The sequence below is a fragment of the Nonomuraea sp. NPDC050451 genome, assembly GCF_044458585.1.
This window is the reverse complement of the sequence record NZ_JBITHZ010000019.1, coordinates 15,371-31,200: the sequence shown is the minus strand read 5'-3', so window position 1 is coordinate 31,200 and position 15,830 is coordinate 15,371. Positions and strand designations below refer to the sequence as shown.

16 protein-coding genes are annotated in these 15,830 nt (G+C 70.5%); 6 read left to right on the top strand and 10 right to left on the bottom strand.

What is annotated here, in order from left to right:
- Nucleotides 1-234: 234 nt before the first annotated feature.
- Nucleotides 235-876, top strand: coding sequence for a response regulator (locus ACIBI9_RS40965; protein ID WP_397230701.1), 642 nt, complete (start codon nucleotides 235-237; stop codon nucleotides 874-876).
- 202 nt (nucleotides 877-1,078) lie between these two features.
- Here the strand turns inward: ACIBI9_RS40965 and ACIBI9_RS40960 are convergent, their stop codons facing one another.
- The 3 genes from ACIBI9_RS40960 to ACIBI9_RS40950 form a co-directional block, all read right to left on the bottom strand.
- Entirely contained in the window at nucleotides 1,079-1,237 is a 159-nt protein-coding gene (locus ACIBI9_RS40960) for a hypothetical protein (protein ID WP_397230699.1), read from the bottom strand.
- Between the two features lie 324 nt (nucleotides 1,238-1,561).
- A complete protein-coding gene (locus tag ACIBI9_RS40955) occupies nucleotides 1,562-1,852 on the bottom strand; it encodes a hypothetical protein (protein ID WP_397230697.1) in 291 nt (96 codons plus the stop codon).
- A gap of 197 nt (nucleotides 1,853-2,049) precedes the next feature.
- Nucleotides 2,050-2,502 (bottom strand): carboxymuconolactone decarboxylase family protein, encoded by a 453-nt coding sequence (locus ACIBI9_RS40950; protein WP_397230695.1) that lies wholly within the window; start codon nucleotides 2,500-2,502, stop codon nucleotides 2,050-2,052.
- Between the two features lie 96 nt (nucleotides 2,503-2,598).
- Here ACIBI9_RS40950 and ACIBI9_RS40945 point away from each other — a divergent pair, with 96 nt between their 5' ends.
- Nucleotides 2,599-5,364 carry a BTAD domain-containing putative transcriptional regulator gene (locus tag ACIBI9_RS40945; RefSeq protein WP_397230693.1) on the top strand — a complete coding sequence of 922 codons (2,766 nt, stop codon included), beginning with the start codon at nucleotides 2,599-2,601 and terminating at the stop codon, nucleotides 5,362-5,364.
- A gap of 7 nt (nucleotides 5,365-5,371) precedes the next feature.
- Here ACIBI9_RS40945 and sigJ read toward each other — a convergent pair whose 3' ends face one another.
- A complete protein-coding gene (gene sigJ, locus ACIBI9_RS40940; protein ID WP_397230691.1) occupies nucleotides 5,372-6,283 on the bottom strand; it encodes an RNA polymerase sigma factor SigJ in 912 nt (303 codons plus the stop codon).
- Nucleotides 6,284-6,432: 149 nt separating this feature from the next.
- Between sigJ and ACIBI9_RS40935 the strand changes: the two genes are divergently transcribed.
- Nucleotides 6,433-6,813 carry a hypothetical protein gene (locus ACIBI9_RS40935; protein WP_397230689.1) on the top strand — a complete coding sequence of 127 codons (381 nt, stop codon included), beginning with the start codon at nucleotides 6,433-6,435 and terminating at the stop codon, nucleotides 6,811-6,813.
- A gap of 43 nt (nucleotides 6,814-6,856) precedes the next feature.
- Nucleotides 6,857-7,531, top strand: a complete 675-nt coding sequence (locus ACIBI9_RS40930; protein ID WP_397230687.1) for a helix-turn-helix domain-containing protein — start codon at nucleotides 6,857-6,859, stop codon at nucleotides 7,529-7,531.
- Between the two features lie 11 nt (nucleotides 7,532-7,542).
- On the opposite strand, the gene ACIBI9_RS40925 is transcribed toward ACIBI9_RS40930, so the two are convergent.
- The 5 genes from ACIBI9_RS40925 to ACIBI9_RS40905 all read right to left on the bottom strand — a co-directional run bounded on the left by ACIBI9_RS40925 (nucleotide 7,543) and on the right by ACIBI9_RS40905 (nucleotide 12,147).
- Nucleotides 7,543-8,400: an SDR family NAD(P)-dependent oxidoreductase gene (locus ACIBI9_RS40925; protein WP_397230685.1), complete on the bottom strand. Its 858-nt coding sequence runs from the start codon at nucleotides 8,398-8,400 to the stop codon at nucleotides 7,543-7,545.
- A 9-nt stretch (nucleotides 8,401-8,409) separates the two neighbouring features.
- A complete protein-coding gene (locus ACIBI9_RS40920) occupies nucleotides 8,410-9,252 on the bottom strand; it encodes an oxidoreductase (RefSeq protein ID WP_397230683.1) in 843 nt (280 codons plus the stop codon).
- A 69-nt stretch (nucleotides 9,253-9,321) separates the two neighbouring features.
- Nucleotides 9,322-10,809 (bottom strand): dihydrolipoyl dehydrogenase family protein, encoded by a 1,488-nt coding sequence (locus ACIBI9_RS40915; RefSeq protein WP_397230681.1) that lies wholly within the window; start codon nucleotides 10,807-10,809, stop codon nucleotides 9,322-9,324.
- A 41-nt stretch (nucleotides 10,810-10,850) separates the two neighbouring features.
- Nucleotides 10,851-11,291 (bottom strand): VOC family protein, encoded by a 441-nt coding sequence (locus ACIBI9_RS40910; RefSeq protein ID WP_397230679.1) that lies wholly within the window; start codon nucleotides 11,289-11,291, stop codon nucleotides 10,851-10,853.
- Nucleotides 11,292-11,319: 28 nt separating this feature from the next.
- Nucleotides 11,320-12,147 (bottom strand): alpha/beta fold hydrolase, encoded by an 828-nt coding sequence (locus tag ACIBI9_RS40905; RefSeq protein ID WP_397230677.1) that lies wholly within the window; start codon nucleotides 12,145-12,147, stop codon nucleotides 11,320-11,322.
- Nucleotides 12,148-12,403: 256 nt separating this feature from the next.
- Between ACIBI9_RS40905 and ACIBI9_RS40900 the strand changes: the two genes are divergently transcribed.
- Together ACIBI9_RS40900 and ACIBI9_RS40895 are read left to right on the top strand one after the other, a co-directional pair.
- The gene (locus ACIBI9_RS40900) at nucleotides 12,404-14,026 is read left to right on the top strand and encodes a tannase/feruloyl esterase family alpha/beta hydrolase (RefSeq protein WP_397230675.1); all 1,623 of its coding nucleotides are present in this window, start codon (nucleotides 12,404-12,406) and stop codon (nucleotides 14,024-14,026) included.
- A gap of 20 nt (nucleotides 14,027-14,046) precedes the next feature.
- Nucleotides 14,047-14,595, top strand: a complete 549-nt coding sequence (locus ACIBI9_RS40895; RefSeq protein WP_397230673.1) for a DUF308 domain-containing protein — start codon at nucleotides 14,047-14,049, stop codon at nucleotides 14,593-14,595.
- A 66-nt stretch (nucleotides 14,596-14,661) separates the two neighbouring features.
- Here ACIBI9_RS40895 and ACIBI9_RS40890 read toward each other — a convergent pair whose 3' ends face one another.
- Entirely contained in the window at nucleotides 14,662-15,663 is a 1,002-nt protein-coding gene (locus ACIBI9_RS40890; protein WP_397230671.1) for an alpha/beta fold hydrolase, read from the bottom strand.
- Nucleotides 15,664-15,830 lie beyond the last annotated feature (167 nt).

Below are 15,830 nucleotides of genomic sequence, written 5' to 3'. Positions count from 1 at the left end.
CCGTCTCTCCTGGAAATCTGGGGATTGTCGGCTGACCGGCGATGCCGTTCGAGGTCGGCTGTCCCGTGCGACAGGGGTGGATGGATGCGGGAGCGTGTGATGTCAAGATCGCGGCCCCGCCGGCATCCGTGGTGTTGAGTGGCGCAAGATGGGAGGCGGAGCGGCAGACCTGGACAGAGTGTCCGCGGACCTAGCGTCGAGCCTGCTTGTGGTGGGCGTGTTGTGGGGGATCTCTTGATTCGAGTGCTCGTCGCCGACGATCAGGCGCTGCTGCGTGGCAGCTTCCGTTTGCTGATCGACTCGGAGGACGATCTCTCCGTGGTCGGGGAGGCGGCGGACGGACACCAGGCGGTGGCGCTCGCGCGGACGGAGTCACCCGATGTGGTGCTCATGGACGTCAGGATGCCGGAGATGGACGGCATCGCCGCGACCAAGCAGATCGCCGGGGATACCCGGGTCCTCATCCTGACCACGTTTGACCTCGACGAGTACGTCTATGCGGCGCTGCGCGCGGGTGCCAGTGGGTTCCTGCTCAAGGACGCGCCTCCCGACGATCTCCTGAGGGCGATCCGGGTGGTCGCGTCGGGTGAGACGCTGCTCGCGCCGAGCGTCACCACGCGATTGATCGCGGAGTTCGTACGGCGGCCGCCGGCCCAGCGGGTCTTCCACGGGCTCGACAACCTGACGGATCGGGAGCGCGAGGTGCTCACGCTCATCGCCCACGGACTGTCCAACGCCGAGCTCAGCGCCCAGCTCCAGCTGAGTCCCGGGACCGTGAAGACGCACATCGGCCGCCTGCTGGCCAAACTGCAGGCCCGAGACCGTGCCCAACTCGTCATCGCCGCCTACGAAGCCGGCCTCGTCAAGCCGGGTTAGCGTAGACGGTCTCCGCGCGCGGGCGGCCCCGGGCGAGCGCGGTCATCGCCCGGCGATGGCGCGCTCGGACCTCTCCGATCACCTCCAACAGCGCCGTCTGCCGTTCACGATGCCGAGTCGTGCGTCAGGGTGCTTACGGTTGCGGTTGGCATCGGTAGCAGGGTGGGGAGGGCGGAGAGGAGCAGGTTCGGGTCCGTGTCGGTCAGCTCTGGCTGGCCTCGACGGTGGTCTGGCGGCGCGTCAGGGTGCTTGCGGCTGCGGTTGGCATCAGTGGCAGGGTGAGGGGGCCGGAGACGAGCAGGCCCGGGCCGATGCCGAGTGACAGGACCGTGGACAGGATGAACGGGGCCGCCTCCACCATCCTGACGGCAATCGCCGGGGGCAGGTCCCCTGTGGATGTGCAGGGTCAGCACGGGCATGGCCACGAGGATCATGCCCCGTGCTGATGTTGGCCAGCGGGTCGCCGAGCAGCAGCTCGGCCGCCCGCTTGCTGCGCAGTGCGTCACGGTATGGGTGGTTGGTTGTTGGGGGTGGGGTGGGGTGGTGGCCGAGTTGGGTATGTGGGTGCGCTTCTGAGTGTTCGTCGACGGCCCGGCCGCTCGCTTGTTGCGCGGTGTGTCACGGTATGGGCGGGTTGGTTGTGGGGGGTGGGGTGGTGGCCGAGTTGGGTATGTGGGTGCGTGTCTCAGTGCTCGTCGACGACCCGGCCGTTCAGGGCGGTGGCGTCCTTGGTGAGGGCCATGGTCAGCGGCGCCTCCGGGAAGGTGGGCAGGGCGGCGAGCGCGGCGCCCAGTTGCTCGGCGCTCTCCCAGTGCCAGGTGTCGGTGTACGTACTGTCGTCGAGCTGGATCAGCACGGTGCGGGTGAGCCCGGGGTGCCCCTTCCGGACAGTCGCGATCAGCGACCTCCGGCGGGCCAGGAACTCCTCCAGGTCGGCCTCGGGGACGGAGTAGCGGTGGGAGCGGACGGCGGACATGTCGGTTTCTCCTTCTGTACGTGGGGCCGGGGTTACCAGGCGCCGGCGGTTTCTGTACGTGGGGGGTAGGGGGTTGCCAGGTGTCGGCGGTTTCTGTACGTGGGGGGTAGGGGGTTGCCAGGTGTCGGCGGTTTCTGTACGTGGGGGATAGAGGGCTGCCAGGTGCTGGCGACTTCTGTACGTGGGGGGGCCGGGGGTTACCAGGTGCCGGCGATCTGTCGGATCGGGGCGTTCAGGCGGTTGAAGAGGTTGGTGACGGCGGTCATCAGCAGGATCGAGGCCAGCTGCTGCTCGTCGAAGTGGTCGGCGGCGTTGTCCCAGACCTCGTCGGAGACGGCGTCGTCGCGGTCGGCCAGCCGGGTCGAGGCCTCGGCCAGCTCCAGCGCGGCGCGCTCGGCGTCGGTGTAGTACGGGGCCTCGCGCCAGGCGGCGATCAGGCCGATGCGCTCGTCGCTCTCGCCGAGCTTGCGCAGGTTCTTCAGGCCGGCGTCGACGCAGAAGCTGCAGCGGTTGATCTGGCTGACCCGCAGGTGGATCATCTCCATGAGCTCCTGGGGGAGACCCTGCGACTGAGCGGCCTTCATCACCTGCTGGATGGGCTGGAGCGCGGCGGGGATGAGTGTGGCGGGGTTCTTCATCCGGGCTTCCATCGTGTTCTCCTCCGTCTCGGTTCGTGTGAGATCAGAGTGTCGGCCCGCGTTGATACATTCGCGATGCGTGCACGATGCGTAGGTGATGGGGGACGAATGCTGCGCTTCACTCTTCTCGGCCCCGTCCAGATGATCGTCGACGGCGCGCCGCTGACGGGCATCGCCCCACGTCACCGGGCCGTGCTGGCCTACCTCCTGCTCAACGCCGGCCGGGTGATCAGCATCGAGCGGCTGATCGACGCGATGTGGGGCTACGACCAGCCCGACACCGCCCGGTCCCAGATCCACGCCTCGATCACCGCGATCCGCAAGGTGCTGCGCGGGGCGGGAGCCGTACAACTTCTCGAGACGCGTGCCGGCGGCTATGTCGCGCAGCCGGAGGCCGGGCAGGTCGACACGCAGGAGTTCACCGAGCTGGCAGCCGCGGGCGAGCTGCGCAAGGCCCTGGATCTGTGGGGCGGCGAGGCGCTGGAGGACGTGCACGCGCATTACGTCACCGGCGTCCGGGAGCTCTGGAACGACCGGCGGCTGTCGGCATACGAGCGCCTGGTGGAGGGCGAGCTCGCCGCCGGGCGGCACGGCGAGCTGCTCGACGAGCTCGCCGCCCAGGTGACCGCCAACCCGCTCCGCGAGAAGCTCAACGGCCACCTCGTCCTGGCCCTGCACCGCGCGGGGCGGCAGGCCGACGCCCTGGCCGCGGCGCGTTCCTACCGTACGGCCCTCGCGGACGAGCAGGGGCTGGATCCCGGGCACGCCTTCACCGAGCTGGAACGGGCGGTCCTGGCGGACGATCCGGCGTTGCGCCTGGCTGACGCGGCGCCGGTGGTTTCGGGCCCGCCGCGTCGATCCACCTTCCTGCCGTACGACATTCCCGATTTCTCCGGACGTACCGCCGAGCTGGAGCGGCTCGTGGGCGAGCAGCACGGGTCGGCGGTCGTCACGATCGACGGCATGGCCGGGATCGGCAAGACCACGCTCGCCGTACACGTGGCCCATCGGCTGGCCGCCCACTATCCCGACGGGCAGCTCTTCATCGACCTGCAGGCCCACACCGCAGGCCGGGAGCCGCTCGACGCCGCCGCCGCGCTGGAGGCGCTCCTGCGCCAGCTCGGGGTGCCCGCCGACCGCATCCCGGTCACGCTGGTCGAGCGGAGCGCCCTCTGGCGTGCCGAGCTGGCCGATCGCCGCGCGCTCGCCGTGCTGGACAACGTCCTCGACGCCGAGCACGTACGCCCCCTGCTGCCGGGACTCTCCGACACCCTCGTCCTGATCACCAGCCGGCGGCGGCTGGTCGACCTGGACGGCGCCCAGGCGCTCTCGGTCGACGTGCTGGACGAGGCGGACGCCGCCGAGCTGTTCGAGCGGATCGTGGGCGAACGCGCGCGCCGCGAGCCGGACGCCGTACGCGAGGTGCTGCAGCTGTGCGGGCACCTCCCGCTCGCCATCCGGATCTCGGCCGCCCGCCTCCAGCACCGCCCGCGCTGGACCGTGTCCTACCTGGCGGGCCGGCTGCGGGACCACCGCCGCCTCCTCGACGGGGTGTCGGCGGCCTTCGCCCTGTCGTATGAGCAGCTCGACGAGGCCGAGCAGCGCATGTTCCGCCTGCTCGGGCTGGCGCCCGGGCGCGACATCGACGCCTGCGGCGCGGCCGCGCTGGCGGGGATCCCGGAGGACGAGGCGGAGGAGCTCCTGGAAGGCCTCCTCGACGCCCACATGCTCCTGCAGTTCGAACCGGGCCGCTACACCTTCCACGACCTGCTCCGCGAGCACGCGCGCTCCATCGCCGAGGACGACGGCGCGGTCCTGCAACTGCTCACCTACTACCTGCACCGCGCTCGGGCGGCGATGGACCGGCTCTATCCGTACACCGTCAGCCAGCGGGAGGGCATCCCCCAGCCGGCCGCCCCGATCGCGCCCATCCGCGACGCCGCGGAGGCGATCGCCTGGCTCGACGCCGAACGCTCCAACATCATCGCGACCGCCGTCCACGGACCCGAGATCTGCGTCGGCATGCTGGCCCTGACCATGCGCCCCTTCCTCGACCGGCAGGCGCACCACGACGACGCGCTCACGCTGCACACCCTGGCGCTCCAGCGCAGCCGCAAGTTCGGGCACCGCGAGTTCGAGGAGCGGGCGCTCACCGACCTGGCGTGGACCTACTGGCGGCTCGGCGAGTACGAGCGCGCGGAGGAGCACGCCCACCAGGCCCTCGACGCGTGCGAGGAGGCCTACGAACGTGCTCGGGCACTGCTCACCCTGGGCAACGTGCACCTGCGCCGGCGCCAGGACGAGCAGGCGGAGCAGTACCTGGAGCAGGCACTCGACCTCACCCGGATCGGCGCAGACACCTGGGGCGAGGCCAACGTGCTCGGCATCCTCGCCCTCGTCCTCGACCGGGCCGGCCGTCCTGAGGAGGCCCGGCGCCATCTCGACCTGGCACTGGCGCTGCACCGCAAGGTCGGCAACCCGGCCGGAGAGGCGATGATCCTCAACCACCTCGGCGTCGTCCTCCGGCACCAAGGCGAGCTCGCCCACGCACGCGCCCGCCACGAGCAGGCCGCGGCCCTCTACCGCAAGCTCGGCAACGCCACCGACGAGGCGTCCGCGCTCAACGGCCTGGCCGAGGCGGCGGGCGACCCGGCCCGGGCGGTCGGGGAGCACACGGCCGCGCTCGCGCTCGCCGACCTGACGCGCAACCGCCCGGAGCAGGCGCGTGCTCACGACGGGCTGGCCCGCGCCCACCTCGCGCTCGGGCGGGCGGAGCAGGCTTGCGAGCACGGGCGGGTGGCTCTCGGCCTGTACGAGGAGCTCGGCGTTCCGGAGGCCGGGGAGGTCCGCGTCCTCCTGGAACATGCCGGATGAGCCGGTCCTAGGGCTGCGGCTGCACCGTCCAGGGCCGGAGCTTCTCGGGATTGCGTACCGCCCAGATCTGCTTGATCCGGTCGCCCGTGACGTCGAACGCCGCCACCGTCACGGTCACGCCGTCCTGCTGGGCCACCAGACCGGGCTGACCGTTGACCGTACGCTCCAGGAGCGTCAGGCCGGGTGACATTCCGGCGATGGCGAGGAGGTAGCGGGCGATCTGCTCGCTACCTTCGATCGGGCGGAGTCCGGCGCTGACGAGGCCGCCGCCGTCGATGACCGCCGTGGCGTCGGGATCGAGGAGGCCGATGAGGGCTTTGATGTCCTTGGCCTCCCACGCCTGCTTGAAGTCACTGACGATGCCGGGCCGGGCCGCCGGAGCCGCGGGAGCCTGTGACGTGCGAAGACGACGGCGGGCCGAGGAGGCCAGCTGGCGACATGCCACCTGCGAACGGCCGACAATCTCCCCCACTTCGGCGAAGGAGTAGCGGAAGACGTCGTGCAGGATGAACGCGACGCGCTCGGCCGGGGTCATCGACTCGAGCACGACCAGGAAGGCCATGTTGATCGACTCGTCGAGGGTGACGCGGTCGGCCGGATCGGCGGTGACCCACTCCGAAGGTTTGGGCAGCGGCTCGGGGATCCATTCGCCCACGTAGCGCTCGCGCCTCGCGCGTGCCGAGCCGAGCACGTCGAGGCAGATGCGGCTGGCGACCGTCGTCAGCCAGGCGCCGGGGGACTGGATGGCTTCCTGCTGCTGCGGGGTCATGGCGTACCAGCGGGCGTAGGTCTCCTGCACGACATCCTCGGCGTCGGCCAGGGAGCCGAGGAGACGGTAGGCGAGATTGATCAGCTGACGCCGCTCGCTCATGATCACGCTCAGGCTCGGGTCGATGCCTGGCTCGGATGGGGTGGTCATGGTGTCGCCGGCTCCTCGGTCGTTTCTGCCCTCACCCGGACAGACGAGACAACGCCTCGGAATGTGAGGTCGTCGAGTCGCCTGACCTCACGTTCCCGGCGGTCGTGTCGTCGGACTGCCGAGACACCGGTATCGAGAAGGGAAGCCCCTTGTCCAAGAACCTCATGTTCCTGCGGATCGCGATCACTCTGCAAACCTTGGCCGTCTTCGTCCAGGCGATCACTGCGGGGCTGCTGTTGTCCACGCCCGGGGGTGGGGTACTGCACAGTGCTGGAGCGTACGCGACGTTCATCGTGACGGTGTTGCACCTGGTGGTCGCGATCTTGGTGTGGCGGCCGGGTGGCGGCTCGCCCAGGCCCATCCTGTACGCGGCCGGCTTCTTGCTGATCACGTCGGCGCAGGTGGCGCTGGGCATAGCGCACGTGAAGACCCTTCACGTCCCGCTGGGCGTCCTGATGTTCGGCATGAGCGTCGTTCAACTCGGCCGGATCTGGGCCGGCAGCCGCGCCCGCGTGGACGCCACGGTATGACGGCCGGCAATTCTGGAGCGTGTGCTCTGTTATGATTGAGGGCATGCCTCGCCCTCGAGTTCATGATCTCGACCGGTTGCTGGACGTCGCCGAGCAGTTGGTGGCCGACGGCGGTCCGGAGCGGTTCACGGTGCGAGCGCTGGCGACGGCCGCCGGGGTGTCGAACGGGGTGATCTACCACGCGTTCGGGTCGTTGCCGGTGCTGCTCGGGCGGCTGTGGCTGAGGGCCGCTGGAGATTTCCTCAATCTGCAGGTCGAGCTGGCCGACGCGGTGCAAGGGGGCGATCGCGAGGCGGCAGTCGAGGCGGTGGCGGCGGTGGCGAGCGCACCCGCGGTGTTCGCCGACCGCCGGCCCGCCGCGGCCCGGATGCTCGTGGCGGTCCGCCGTGACCAGCTGCTCGGTCCCGAGGTGCCGCAGGAGCTGGCCGAGGAGATGTTCGCCCTGGACAAGCGGTTGGTGGCGCTGCTGACCCGCCTGTCGCGGGCGCTGTGGGATCGTGCCGACGGGGCGAGCGTCGAGGTGGTGACGCTGTGCGTGGTCGACCTGCCGACCGCTGTGTTCCGGCGGGCGCTGGCGGGCCCGACCGCGGACGGCCGGCCCGTGATCGGGGCTGACAGCCGAGACCGTCTGAAGGTCGCCGTCCGCGCGGTCCTCGCCCTGCCGCCACCCCCGCCGGCCGCGCGCCCGGGGGCCGGATCATCGCCGCGGCCGAGCTGATCGGGCAGCGGTCACAGGACCGCGTGCTCGGCACTTCCCGGGAAATCGGTGCTGAGCGCGACCTGCCTGCCCGCGTCGAACTCCGCCCGGAGCTGGTTGAGCTTGGCGTCGATCCTGCGGTGGGCGTCGCTGCCGAGCACGATCCAGTGGCGGGGGCGCTCGGAGGTGGCCGCCTCGTACATCACCTTCGCCGCCCGGGCGGGGTCGCCGGGGAACATTTCGGGCGTGAGGGTGCCCATCATGTTCCGGAACGCACCGGCTGTCGCGTGGTAGGCGTCGATGGGGGTGCCGGAGGCCTTGGTGCGGTGTTCGATGCCGGTACGGAAGGAGCCCGGCTGGATGACCATCGCGTTCAGGCCGAGGGGTTCGATCTCCTGCCAGAGGGCTTCGGTGAAGCCTTCGAGCGCGAATTTGCTGGCGGAGTAATAGCCGTTGGCGGGAAGGCTGGCCAGGCCGTCCATCGAGGAGACGTTGACGATGGTGCCGCGTCCTCGGGCGCGCATGCCGGGCAGGACGAGCCGGGTGAGGGCCACGGCGCCGAAGAAGTTGACCTCGAACAGTTTGCGGTAGTCGTTCTCGTCCTGCTCTTCCAACGCGCCGATGAAGTCGATGCCGGCGTTGTTGACCAGGATGTCGATGCCGCCGAAGTGTTCTTCGGCCTTCTTGACGCCGTTCTCGCGCTGCTGGGGGTCGGTCACGTCGAGAGGGAGGGCCAGGGCGGTGCGCGGGTGGCGGGAGGCCAGTTCGGTGGTGGCCTTGGTGCTGGAGGCGGTGATGACGGCCCGGTCGCCTCGGGCGAGGACGTGTTCGGCGAGAGCGTGTCCGAGGCCGCTTGACGCGCCGGTGATGAGCCAGGTTCGGGGATCCATCGCAGGCTCCTAGCGTTCGTCGGCGGGGAAGTCGGCCGAGCGGCTGACGTCGGCCCACTTCTCGGTTTCGGCGGCGCGGATCTCGGCGGCCTTCTGGGCGGTGGCGACGGCGTCGCTGCCGAGGAGGAGCCGTCGTGGCGGGTCGTCGTGGCGGGCGACGTCGATGATGATCCTGGCGGCGCGGGCGGGGTCGCCGGGCTGGGTGCCGTCGGTGTCGCGCCGGTAGCGGTGGATGACGCCCACGGTCTGCTCGTAGTCGGGGCCGACGGGGTGGATCTCCATGGAGGGGCCCTGCCAGTCGGTACGGAACGCGCCCGGCTCGACGATGACGACCTTGATGCCGAAGGGCGCGACCTCACTGGCGAGGACTTCGGAGAACCCTTCGACGGCGAACTTCGCGGTCTGGTAGGCGCCCATCCCGGGGGTGCCGCCGACGCGCCCGCCGATGGAGGAGAACTGCACGAAGACCCCTGAGCGCTGGTTGCGCAGGACGGGCAGGGCGGCCCGGGTGACGTTCACGACGCCGAACAGGTTGGTTTCGATCTGGGCGCGGAAGTCGTCCTCGGCCATCTCCTCGATCGGTGCGCTGTTGCCGTAGCCGGCGTTGTTGACCACCACGTCGACGCTGCCGAAGGCGTCGACGGCCTCCTTGACCGCCCGGGAGGCCGCGGCGGCGTCGGTGACGTCGAGCGCGATCGCTCGTATCCGGTCGCCGTGGCGGGCCACCAGGTCGTCGAGCTGCTTGGGACTGCGGGCGGTGGCGACGACCTGATCGCCCGCTTCGAGGACCGCTTCGGTGAGGTGGCGGCCGAAGCCGCGTGACGATCCGGTGATGAGCCATGTCCTGGCCATGGGTGCTTCCTTTGGTCGATGTCGTCTAACTGCCTCATCAATGTAGCAGTTACAAATCTAAGGTCCGCGTTAGTGTGACTGGTCTCGGTACGTCTCGAGCAGGCGCAGCCACACCTCGCTGATGGTGGGGAAGGGCGGTACGGCGTGCCAGAGGCGTTCGACGGGGATTTCGCCCGTGATCGCCACGGTGGCGGAGTGGAGGAGCTCGGCGACGCCCGATCCGGCGAACGTGGCGCCGACGACGGTGCGGCGGTCGGGGTCGATGAGGGCGTGGGCCCTGCCGCGGTAGGCCGGGTCGTGCTGGAGGGCTCCGGCGACGTGGCCGAGGTCGTAGTCGACGACGTGGACGCGGCGGCCGGTGCGCCTGGCCTCGATGGTGGTGAGGCCGACACTGGCGATCTCGGGGTCGGTGAAGACGACCTGGGGTACGGCCGCGGTGTCGGCGTGCGGGCTCCAGCGTCCGGTGTCGAGCGGGGTGCCGCAGGCCCGGGCGGCGATGACGGCGCCGGCGATGCGGGCCTGGTACTTGCCCTGGTGGGTGAGCAGGGCCCGCCGGTTGACGTCGCCCACGGCGTAGAGCCAGTCGCCGGGGACGGCGGTGACGGTGAGGGTGTCGTCGGTGGTCAGCCAGTCCCCGGGGGGCAGACCGACGCTCTCGAGGCCGATGTCGCCGGTGCGGGGCGTGCGGCCGATGGCGAAGAGGATCTCGTCCGCGGTGAGCCGGCTGTCGCCGGAAGCGGTGAGCCGGTTGCCGTCGGGAGAGGTGAGCCGGCCGTCGTCGGAAGGGGTGAGGGTGATGTGGACCTCGCCGTCCGTGCGTTCGGCGGTGGCGACGGTCACGCCGAAGCGCAGGTCGACGCCCGCCTCGCGCAGTCGGTCGGCGACGAGTTCGCCGGCGAAGGGTTCCAGCTGCGGCAGCAGGCGACTGCCGCGCGCGAGGAGGGTGACCTCGGTGCCGAGAGCCTGCCAGGCCGTGGCCATCTCGGTGGCCACGACCCCGGCGCCGACGACGACGAGCCGTCCGGGCGGCCGCCGGGCGCTGGTGGCTTCGCGGCTGGTCCAGGGGCGCAGGGCGGCGAGCCCGGGCAGGTCGGGGAGAGCGGCGCCGCTGCCGGTGCAGACGGCCACGGCGTGCCGGGCCCGCAGGTGGACGGTGCCGCCGTCGGGGGTGGTCACGGTCACGCGCCGTGGCCCGTCGAGGCGGCCGTGGCCGCGTTGGAGTTCGATGCCGGCTGTCTTGAGCCATTCGACCTGGCCGTCGTCGTTCCAGTGGGCGGACATGCGGTCGCGGTGCGCCAGCACGGCGGCGGTGTCCAGCGGTCCGGCGGCGGCCGGGGCCAGGCCGGGTACCCGGCCAGCGTCGGCACGCAGGAGCGCGGGCCGCAGCAGGGCTTTGCTCGGTTCGCACGCCCAGTATGAGCATTCGCCCCCGACGAGCTCGCTCTCCACGATGACGGTGCTCAGGCCGGCGGCGGCGGTCCGGTCGGCGACGTTCTCGCCGACCGGACCGGCCCCGATCACGACCACGTCATAGGTACGGGTTTCTTCGGTGGTCACTGGTCCTCCATGATGTGGCCGTGTCTCGGGGAAACCGCCGGTCAGCGGCCGGGCAGCCGTACGGTGATCTCCTGCAGGAACCAGCGGTTGCCGTCGGGGTCGGCGAACGAGGCGAAGGAGCCGTAGCTGGCACGCTGCGGGTGCGCGCCCATGACACGGCCGGCCTCGTCGGCCTGGTGGAAGGCGCCGGTGGCGTCGTGGAACGGGCCGGTGACGTCGACGCCCTGGCTGGTCAGCTCCTTGTGGGCCTGCTCGATGTCGGAGACGATCAGGTGCAGCCCCTGGACCGTGCCGGGTTCGGCGTCGGTGAGGCCGTCGCCGAAGATGATCGAGCAGGCGGAGCCGGGGGGAGTGACCTGAATGATCCGGTAGCCGTCCTTGATGGGGAAGTCCGCGTCGAGGCGGAAGCCCAGCTGCCGGGTGTAGAAGTCCTTGGCGCGGTCGGCGTCGGAGACGGGCAGGACGACGACTTCGAGCTTCATGTCCATGGTCGTGATCTCTCTTTCGGTGCTAGCGGGCGGCGTGCGCGGCCTTTTCGATGACCCCGGCCACGGTCTTGGGCTGGGAGACGGCGACGGAGTGGGAGGCGCGTACCTCGATGGAGTGCGCGTGGGCGCGCTTGGCCATGTAGCGCTGGACCTCGACGGGGATGTTGAGGTCCTGGGTCGTGATGACGGCCCAGGAGGGCTTGTCCTTCCAGGCGGCGACCTCGGTCTTCTCCTCCAGGGCCGACTGCGCGATGGGCCGCTGGGTGGCGGCCATGAGGGCCGCGGTGTCGGCCGGCACGTCGGCGGCGAACTGGTGGTGGAACTTGCCTTGCTTGATGTACAGGTCGGTTCCGCTGGTGCCGTCGGGGAGGGTGAAGGGTGCGGGGTCGAGGGTGCCGGGGAGGGTGGAGCCGGGGTACTTGTTCGTCAGCTCCAGGGCGGTCTCGCCGGGGGCGGGCAGGAAGGCGGCGACGTACACGAGGGCCTTGACCTCGGGGTCGTTCGCGCCGGCGACGGTGATGACCGTGCCGCCGTACGAGTGCCCGACGAGGATCTTGGGCCCGGAGACGTGGTCCAGGACGCTGCGGAGCGCGGCGGCGTCGTTGGCCGGGCCGCGCAGCGGGTTGGCCGCGGCGACGACGGGGTAGCCGTCCGCGCGCAGCACTTCGATCACCGCGTTCCAGCTGGAGGCGTCGGCGAAGGCGCCGTGCTCCAGCACGATGGTCGGCTTTGCGGGCTTCTCCGCGCCGGAGGCGGCGGAGGCGGTGGCGGCAGGGAGGAGAGCGATCGCGACCGTCGACAGGGCGCCCAACATGAGCCGCCGTCTGCCGCCACCTTTGATGCTGACCACGATTTTCCCCTTTCAGGATGCTTCGCGAAGGTTGCTGATCTGGTGCAAGCACTCTCGTCCGGGAAGGATCGCGGTCACATCCGTCACATGACGGTCAGTCATTCCGCGCGCCTCGGCGCGTTGGGCCACTCGACCGGCGGCACTGCGCGGATCCCCCCCGCAGGCAGGCCGCCGACCTGCGTGCGGAGCGGCCCGTCGGTGCTGACCGTCAACTGACTGATGTGCCGGTGCCGGTCGCGAAACGACAGTGAACGTCATGAAACGTCTTCTGATGATCTTCGCGACCGGAGTGGCAGTGGCGGCGTGCCTGCCGGCCGCGGCCTCGGCCAGCACCGCGAGCTCTGCCGCCACCCCGTTCACGTGCTCGTCCATCTCCGTGAACGCCCCGTCCGGCACCGCGGTGGAGTCCGTGACGGCGGTGCGCCAGGAGGGGGGCACCTTGACCATCCAGCCCGTGCCGCCGTTCACCGAAGTGGTGAAGATCCCGGACGTGCCGGCCTACTGCGATGTCACGGTCACGCTCACCCACCCGGGTGTCGGCGACCACGCCAAGGTGCGGGTCTGGCTGCCCGAGACGGGCTGGACGGGCCGTTTCCAGGCGGTGGGCGGCAGCGCCTTCGCCGCCGGCGACTACGGCGCGGGCCTGGCCGGCGCGATCAAGAGCGGCTACGCCGCCGCTACCACCGACGCCGGTGTCAGCACGTACCTGGACACCGGCTGGGCCCTGAACAGCGACGGCGAGGTCAACACGCCGTTGCTGAAGAACTTCGCCGACCGGTCCCAGCACGAGATGGCGGTCGTCGGCAAGCAGGTCGTCAACGAGGTCTACGGCAGGCCCGTCTCCTACTCGTACTGGAACGGCTGCTCGACCGGCGGCCGCCAGGGCTACATGGAGGCCCAGCGCCACCCCGACGACTTCGACGGCATCCTGGCCACCGCGCCGGCGATCAACTGGGACGAGTTCGAGGTCGCGACCCTGTGGCCGCAGGTGGTGATGAACGAGGAGAACACCTTCCCCTCCCCCTGCAAGTTCAACGCCTTCAACGCGGCCGCCGTCAAGGCCTGCGACCCGCTCGACGGCGCTCCCGACGGGCTGATCGGCGACCCCGCCACGTGCGCCTTCGACCCGCGGCAGCTCATCGGCAAGAGCGTCGAATGCGACGGTGAGCAGGAGACCATCACCGCGGCCGACGCCGCCGTCGTACGCAAGATCTGGGCCGGCCCCCACACCCCGTCCGGCAGGAAGTTGTGGGCCGGCATCCCGATCGGCGCCGGCTTCGACCTCGCCGGCACCCGCGTCGACGACAACGGTGACCGCGTGGGCGCGCCGTTCCCCGTGCCGGCCGCCTGGGTCGCGACGTTCCTGAAGCGGCAGCCCTCGTACGACCTCACGACGATCACCTACGCCGAGTTCGCCAAGCTCTTCGAGCAGTCCCAGACCGAGTACGACGCGATCATCGGCACCGACGACCCCGGCCTGTCGGCGTTCCGCAGGTCCGGCGGCAAGCTCCTCACCTGGCACGGAGCCGCTGACCAGCTGATTCCCGCCCAGGGCACCGTGGACTACCGCCGGCGGGTGGAGCTGGCCATGGGCGGTGCGAGCCGGGTCGACGACTTCTACCGGCTGTTCCTGGCGCCGGGCGTCGCCCACTGCGCCGGCGACACGAGCACCGGTCCGAAGCCCACCGACGCTCTCGGCGCCCTGACGGCCTGGGTCGAGCAGGGCAAGGCCCCGCAGACGCTGCACGCCGCCATCACGGACTCGTCCGGCAAGACGGTGACGCGCGATTTGTGCCGGTACCCGCTCGTCTCCCGCTACTCCGGCCACGGCGACCCGGCTGTCGCCGGCAGCTACTACTGCGCCCCCGCCCGGCACTGACTTCTGGAAAGGCCCCCATCATGAAAGCCTCACCCCTGCTGAAGCTGTACCTGGGCCGTGGCGTCCTGGCCGTGGCGTGGGCCGCCGTGTTCGCCCTGGCGCACGACCCCATCGACGCCCTCGCGATCGCCCTGCTGGTCGTCTATCCGCTGATCGACGCGGTGTCGTCGCTGATCGACCTGCGTGCGCTGCCTGACGGGTCGGAGCGCCGCCTGACGCTGTTCAACGGGGTGCTCAGCACCCTGGCCGCCGTCGCCGTAGGCATCGCGGGGATGGGCGGGGTGGCGGCGGTGCTGCACGTGTTCGGCGCCTGGGCCGTCGTCTCGGGTGCGGCGCAGGTGCTGGTCGGGCTCCGGCGGCGCGGCCCGGAGCTGGGCAAGCAGTGGCCGATACTGATCGCGGGCGGGCTGTCGTTCCTCGTGGGCATCTTCTACAACATCCAGGCCCTCGGGGAGGGTGCCTCGCTCGACGTGCTGTCGGTCTATGCCACCGGCGGCGGCGTGTTCTTCATCATCCAGGCCGGGCTGCTGGCCTGGCGTGCCCGCTCGCCGCGGACGCAGACCGTCTGACGGAACCAGCGCGAACACGCCGACAGCCTGCCGGATCGAATCCGGCAGGCTGTCTCGGCGTTTCGGTCAGAAGTGGTCCACGTCCACGACGGCCTTGGCGAAGGCGGCGGGCGCCTCCTGCGGCAGGTTGTGGCCGATGCCCGCCAGGGTGCGGTGTTCGTAGGCGCCGGTGAACATCTCCCGGTACGACGAGCCGTCGCCCGGCGCCGTGAAGGGGTCGCGCTCGGCGTCCAGGGTGATGGTCGGCACCTTGATGACCGGGCGTGCGGCGAGCCGCTTCTCCAGGCCGTCGTAACGGCGCTCCCCGTCGGCCAGGCTCAGCCGCCACCGGTAGTTGTGGATCACGATGGCGGCGTAGTCGGGGTTCTCGAAGGCCGCGGCCGTGCGCTCGAACGTGGCGTCGTCGAAGTCCCACGTCGGGGAGACGGTGTCCCAGACGAGCCGGGTCAGGTCGTGGCGCTTGTCCTTGTTCTCCATGGCCAGCTTGCCCCGCTCGGTGGCGAAGTAGTACTGGTACCACCAGGCGTATTCGGCCTTCGGCGGCAGCGGGCTGAGGTTGGCCTCGAGGTTCGTGATGAGGTAGCCGCTCACCGACACCAGCGCCTTGCACCGCTGCGGCCACAGGGCCGCGATGATGTCGGCGGTCCTCGACCCCCAGTCGAAGCCGGCGAGAACCGCCTTTTCGATCTTGAGGGCGTCCATCAGGGCGATGATGTCGAGCGCGATCGCCGACTGCTGGGCGTTGCGGAACGTCTTCGCGGACAGGAACCGCGTCGTGCCGTGACCGCGCAGGTAGGGCACGATCACCCGGTAGCCCTGCGCTGCCAGCAGCGGGGCGACGTCGACGAAGCTGTGGATGTCGTACGGCCAGCCGTGCAGGCAGATGACCACGGGCCCGTGGGCCGGCCCCGCCTCGGCGTAACCGATGTCCAGCAGTCCGGCCTTGACCTGCTTCAAGGAGGCGAACGAGGCGGCCTGCGACGTCGTGGCGGCGGAGGCGGCCGGGCCCGCCAGCGAGGCGACGGTCGCGAGACCGAGGACCTTGCCGAAGGTGCGCCTGTTGATCATGTGGAATCCTCCGTGTCGAAATAGTGGGAATGCGACATCTCCCACTGTTTCGGGCAGGGAGAATACAGCACATCAGTCACATGACGGTGAGACACGGCGAACGGGCCACGCGAAACCCTCCGGGCCGGCGAAGCACGGCGAAGAGGAACGTTAAGTCATTCGACTGT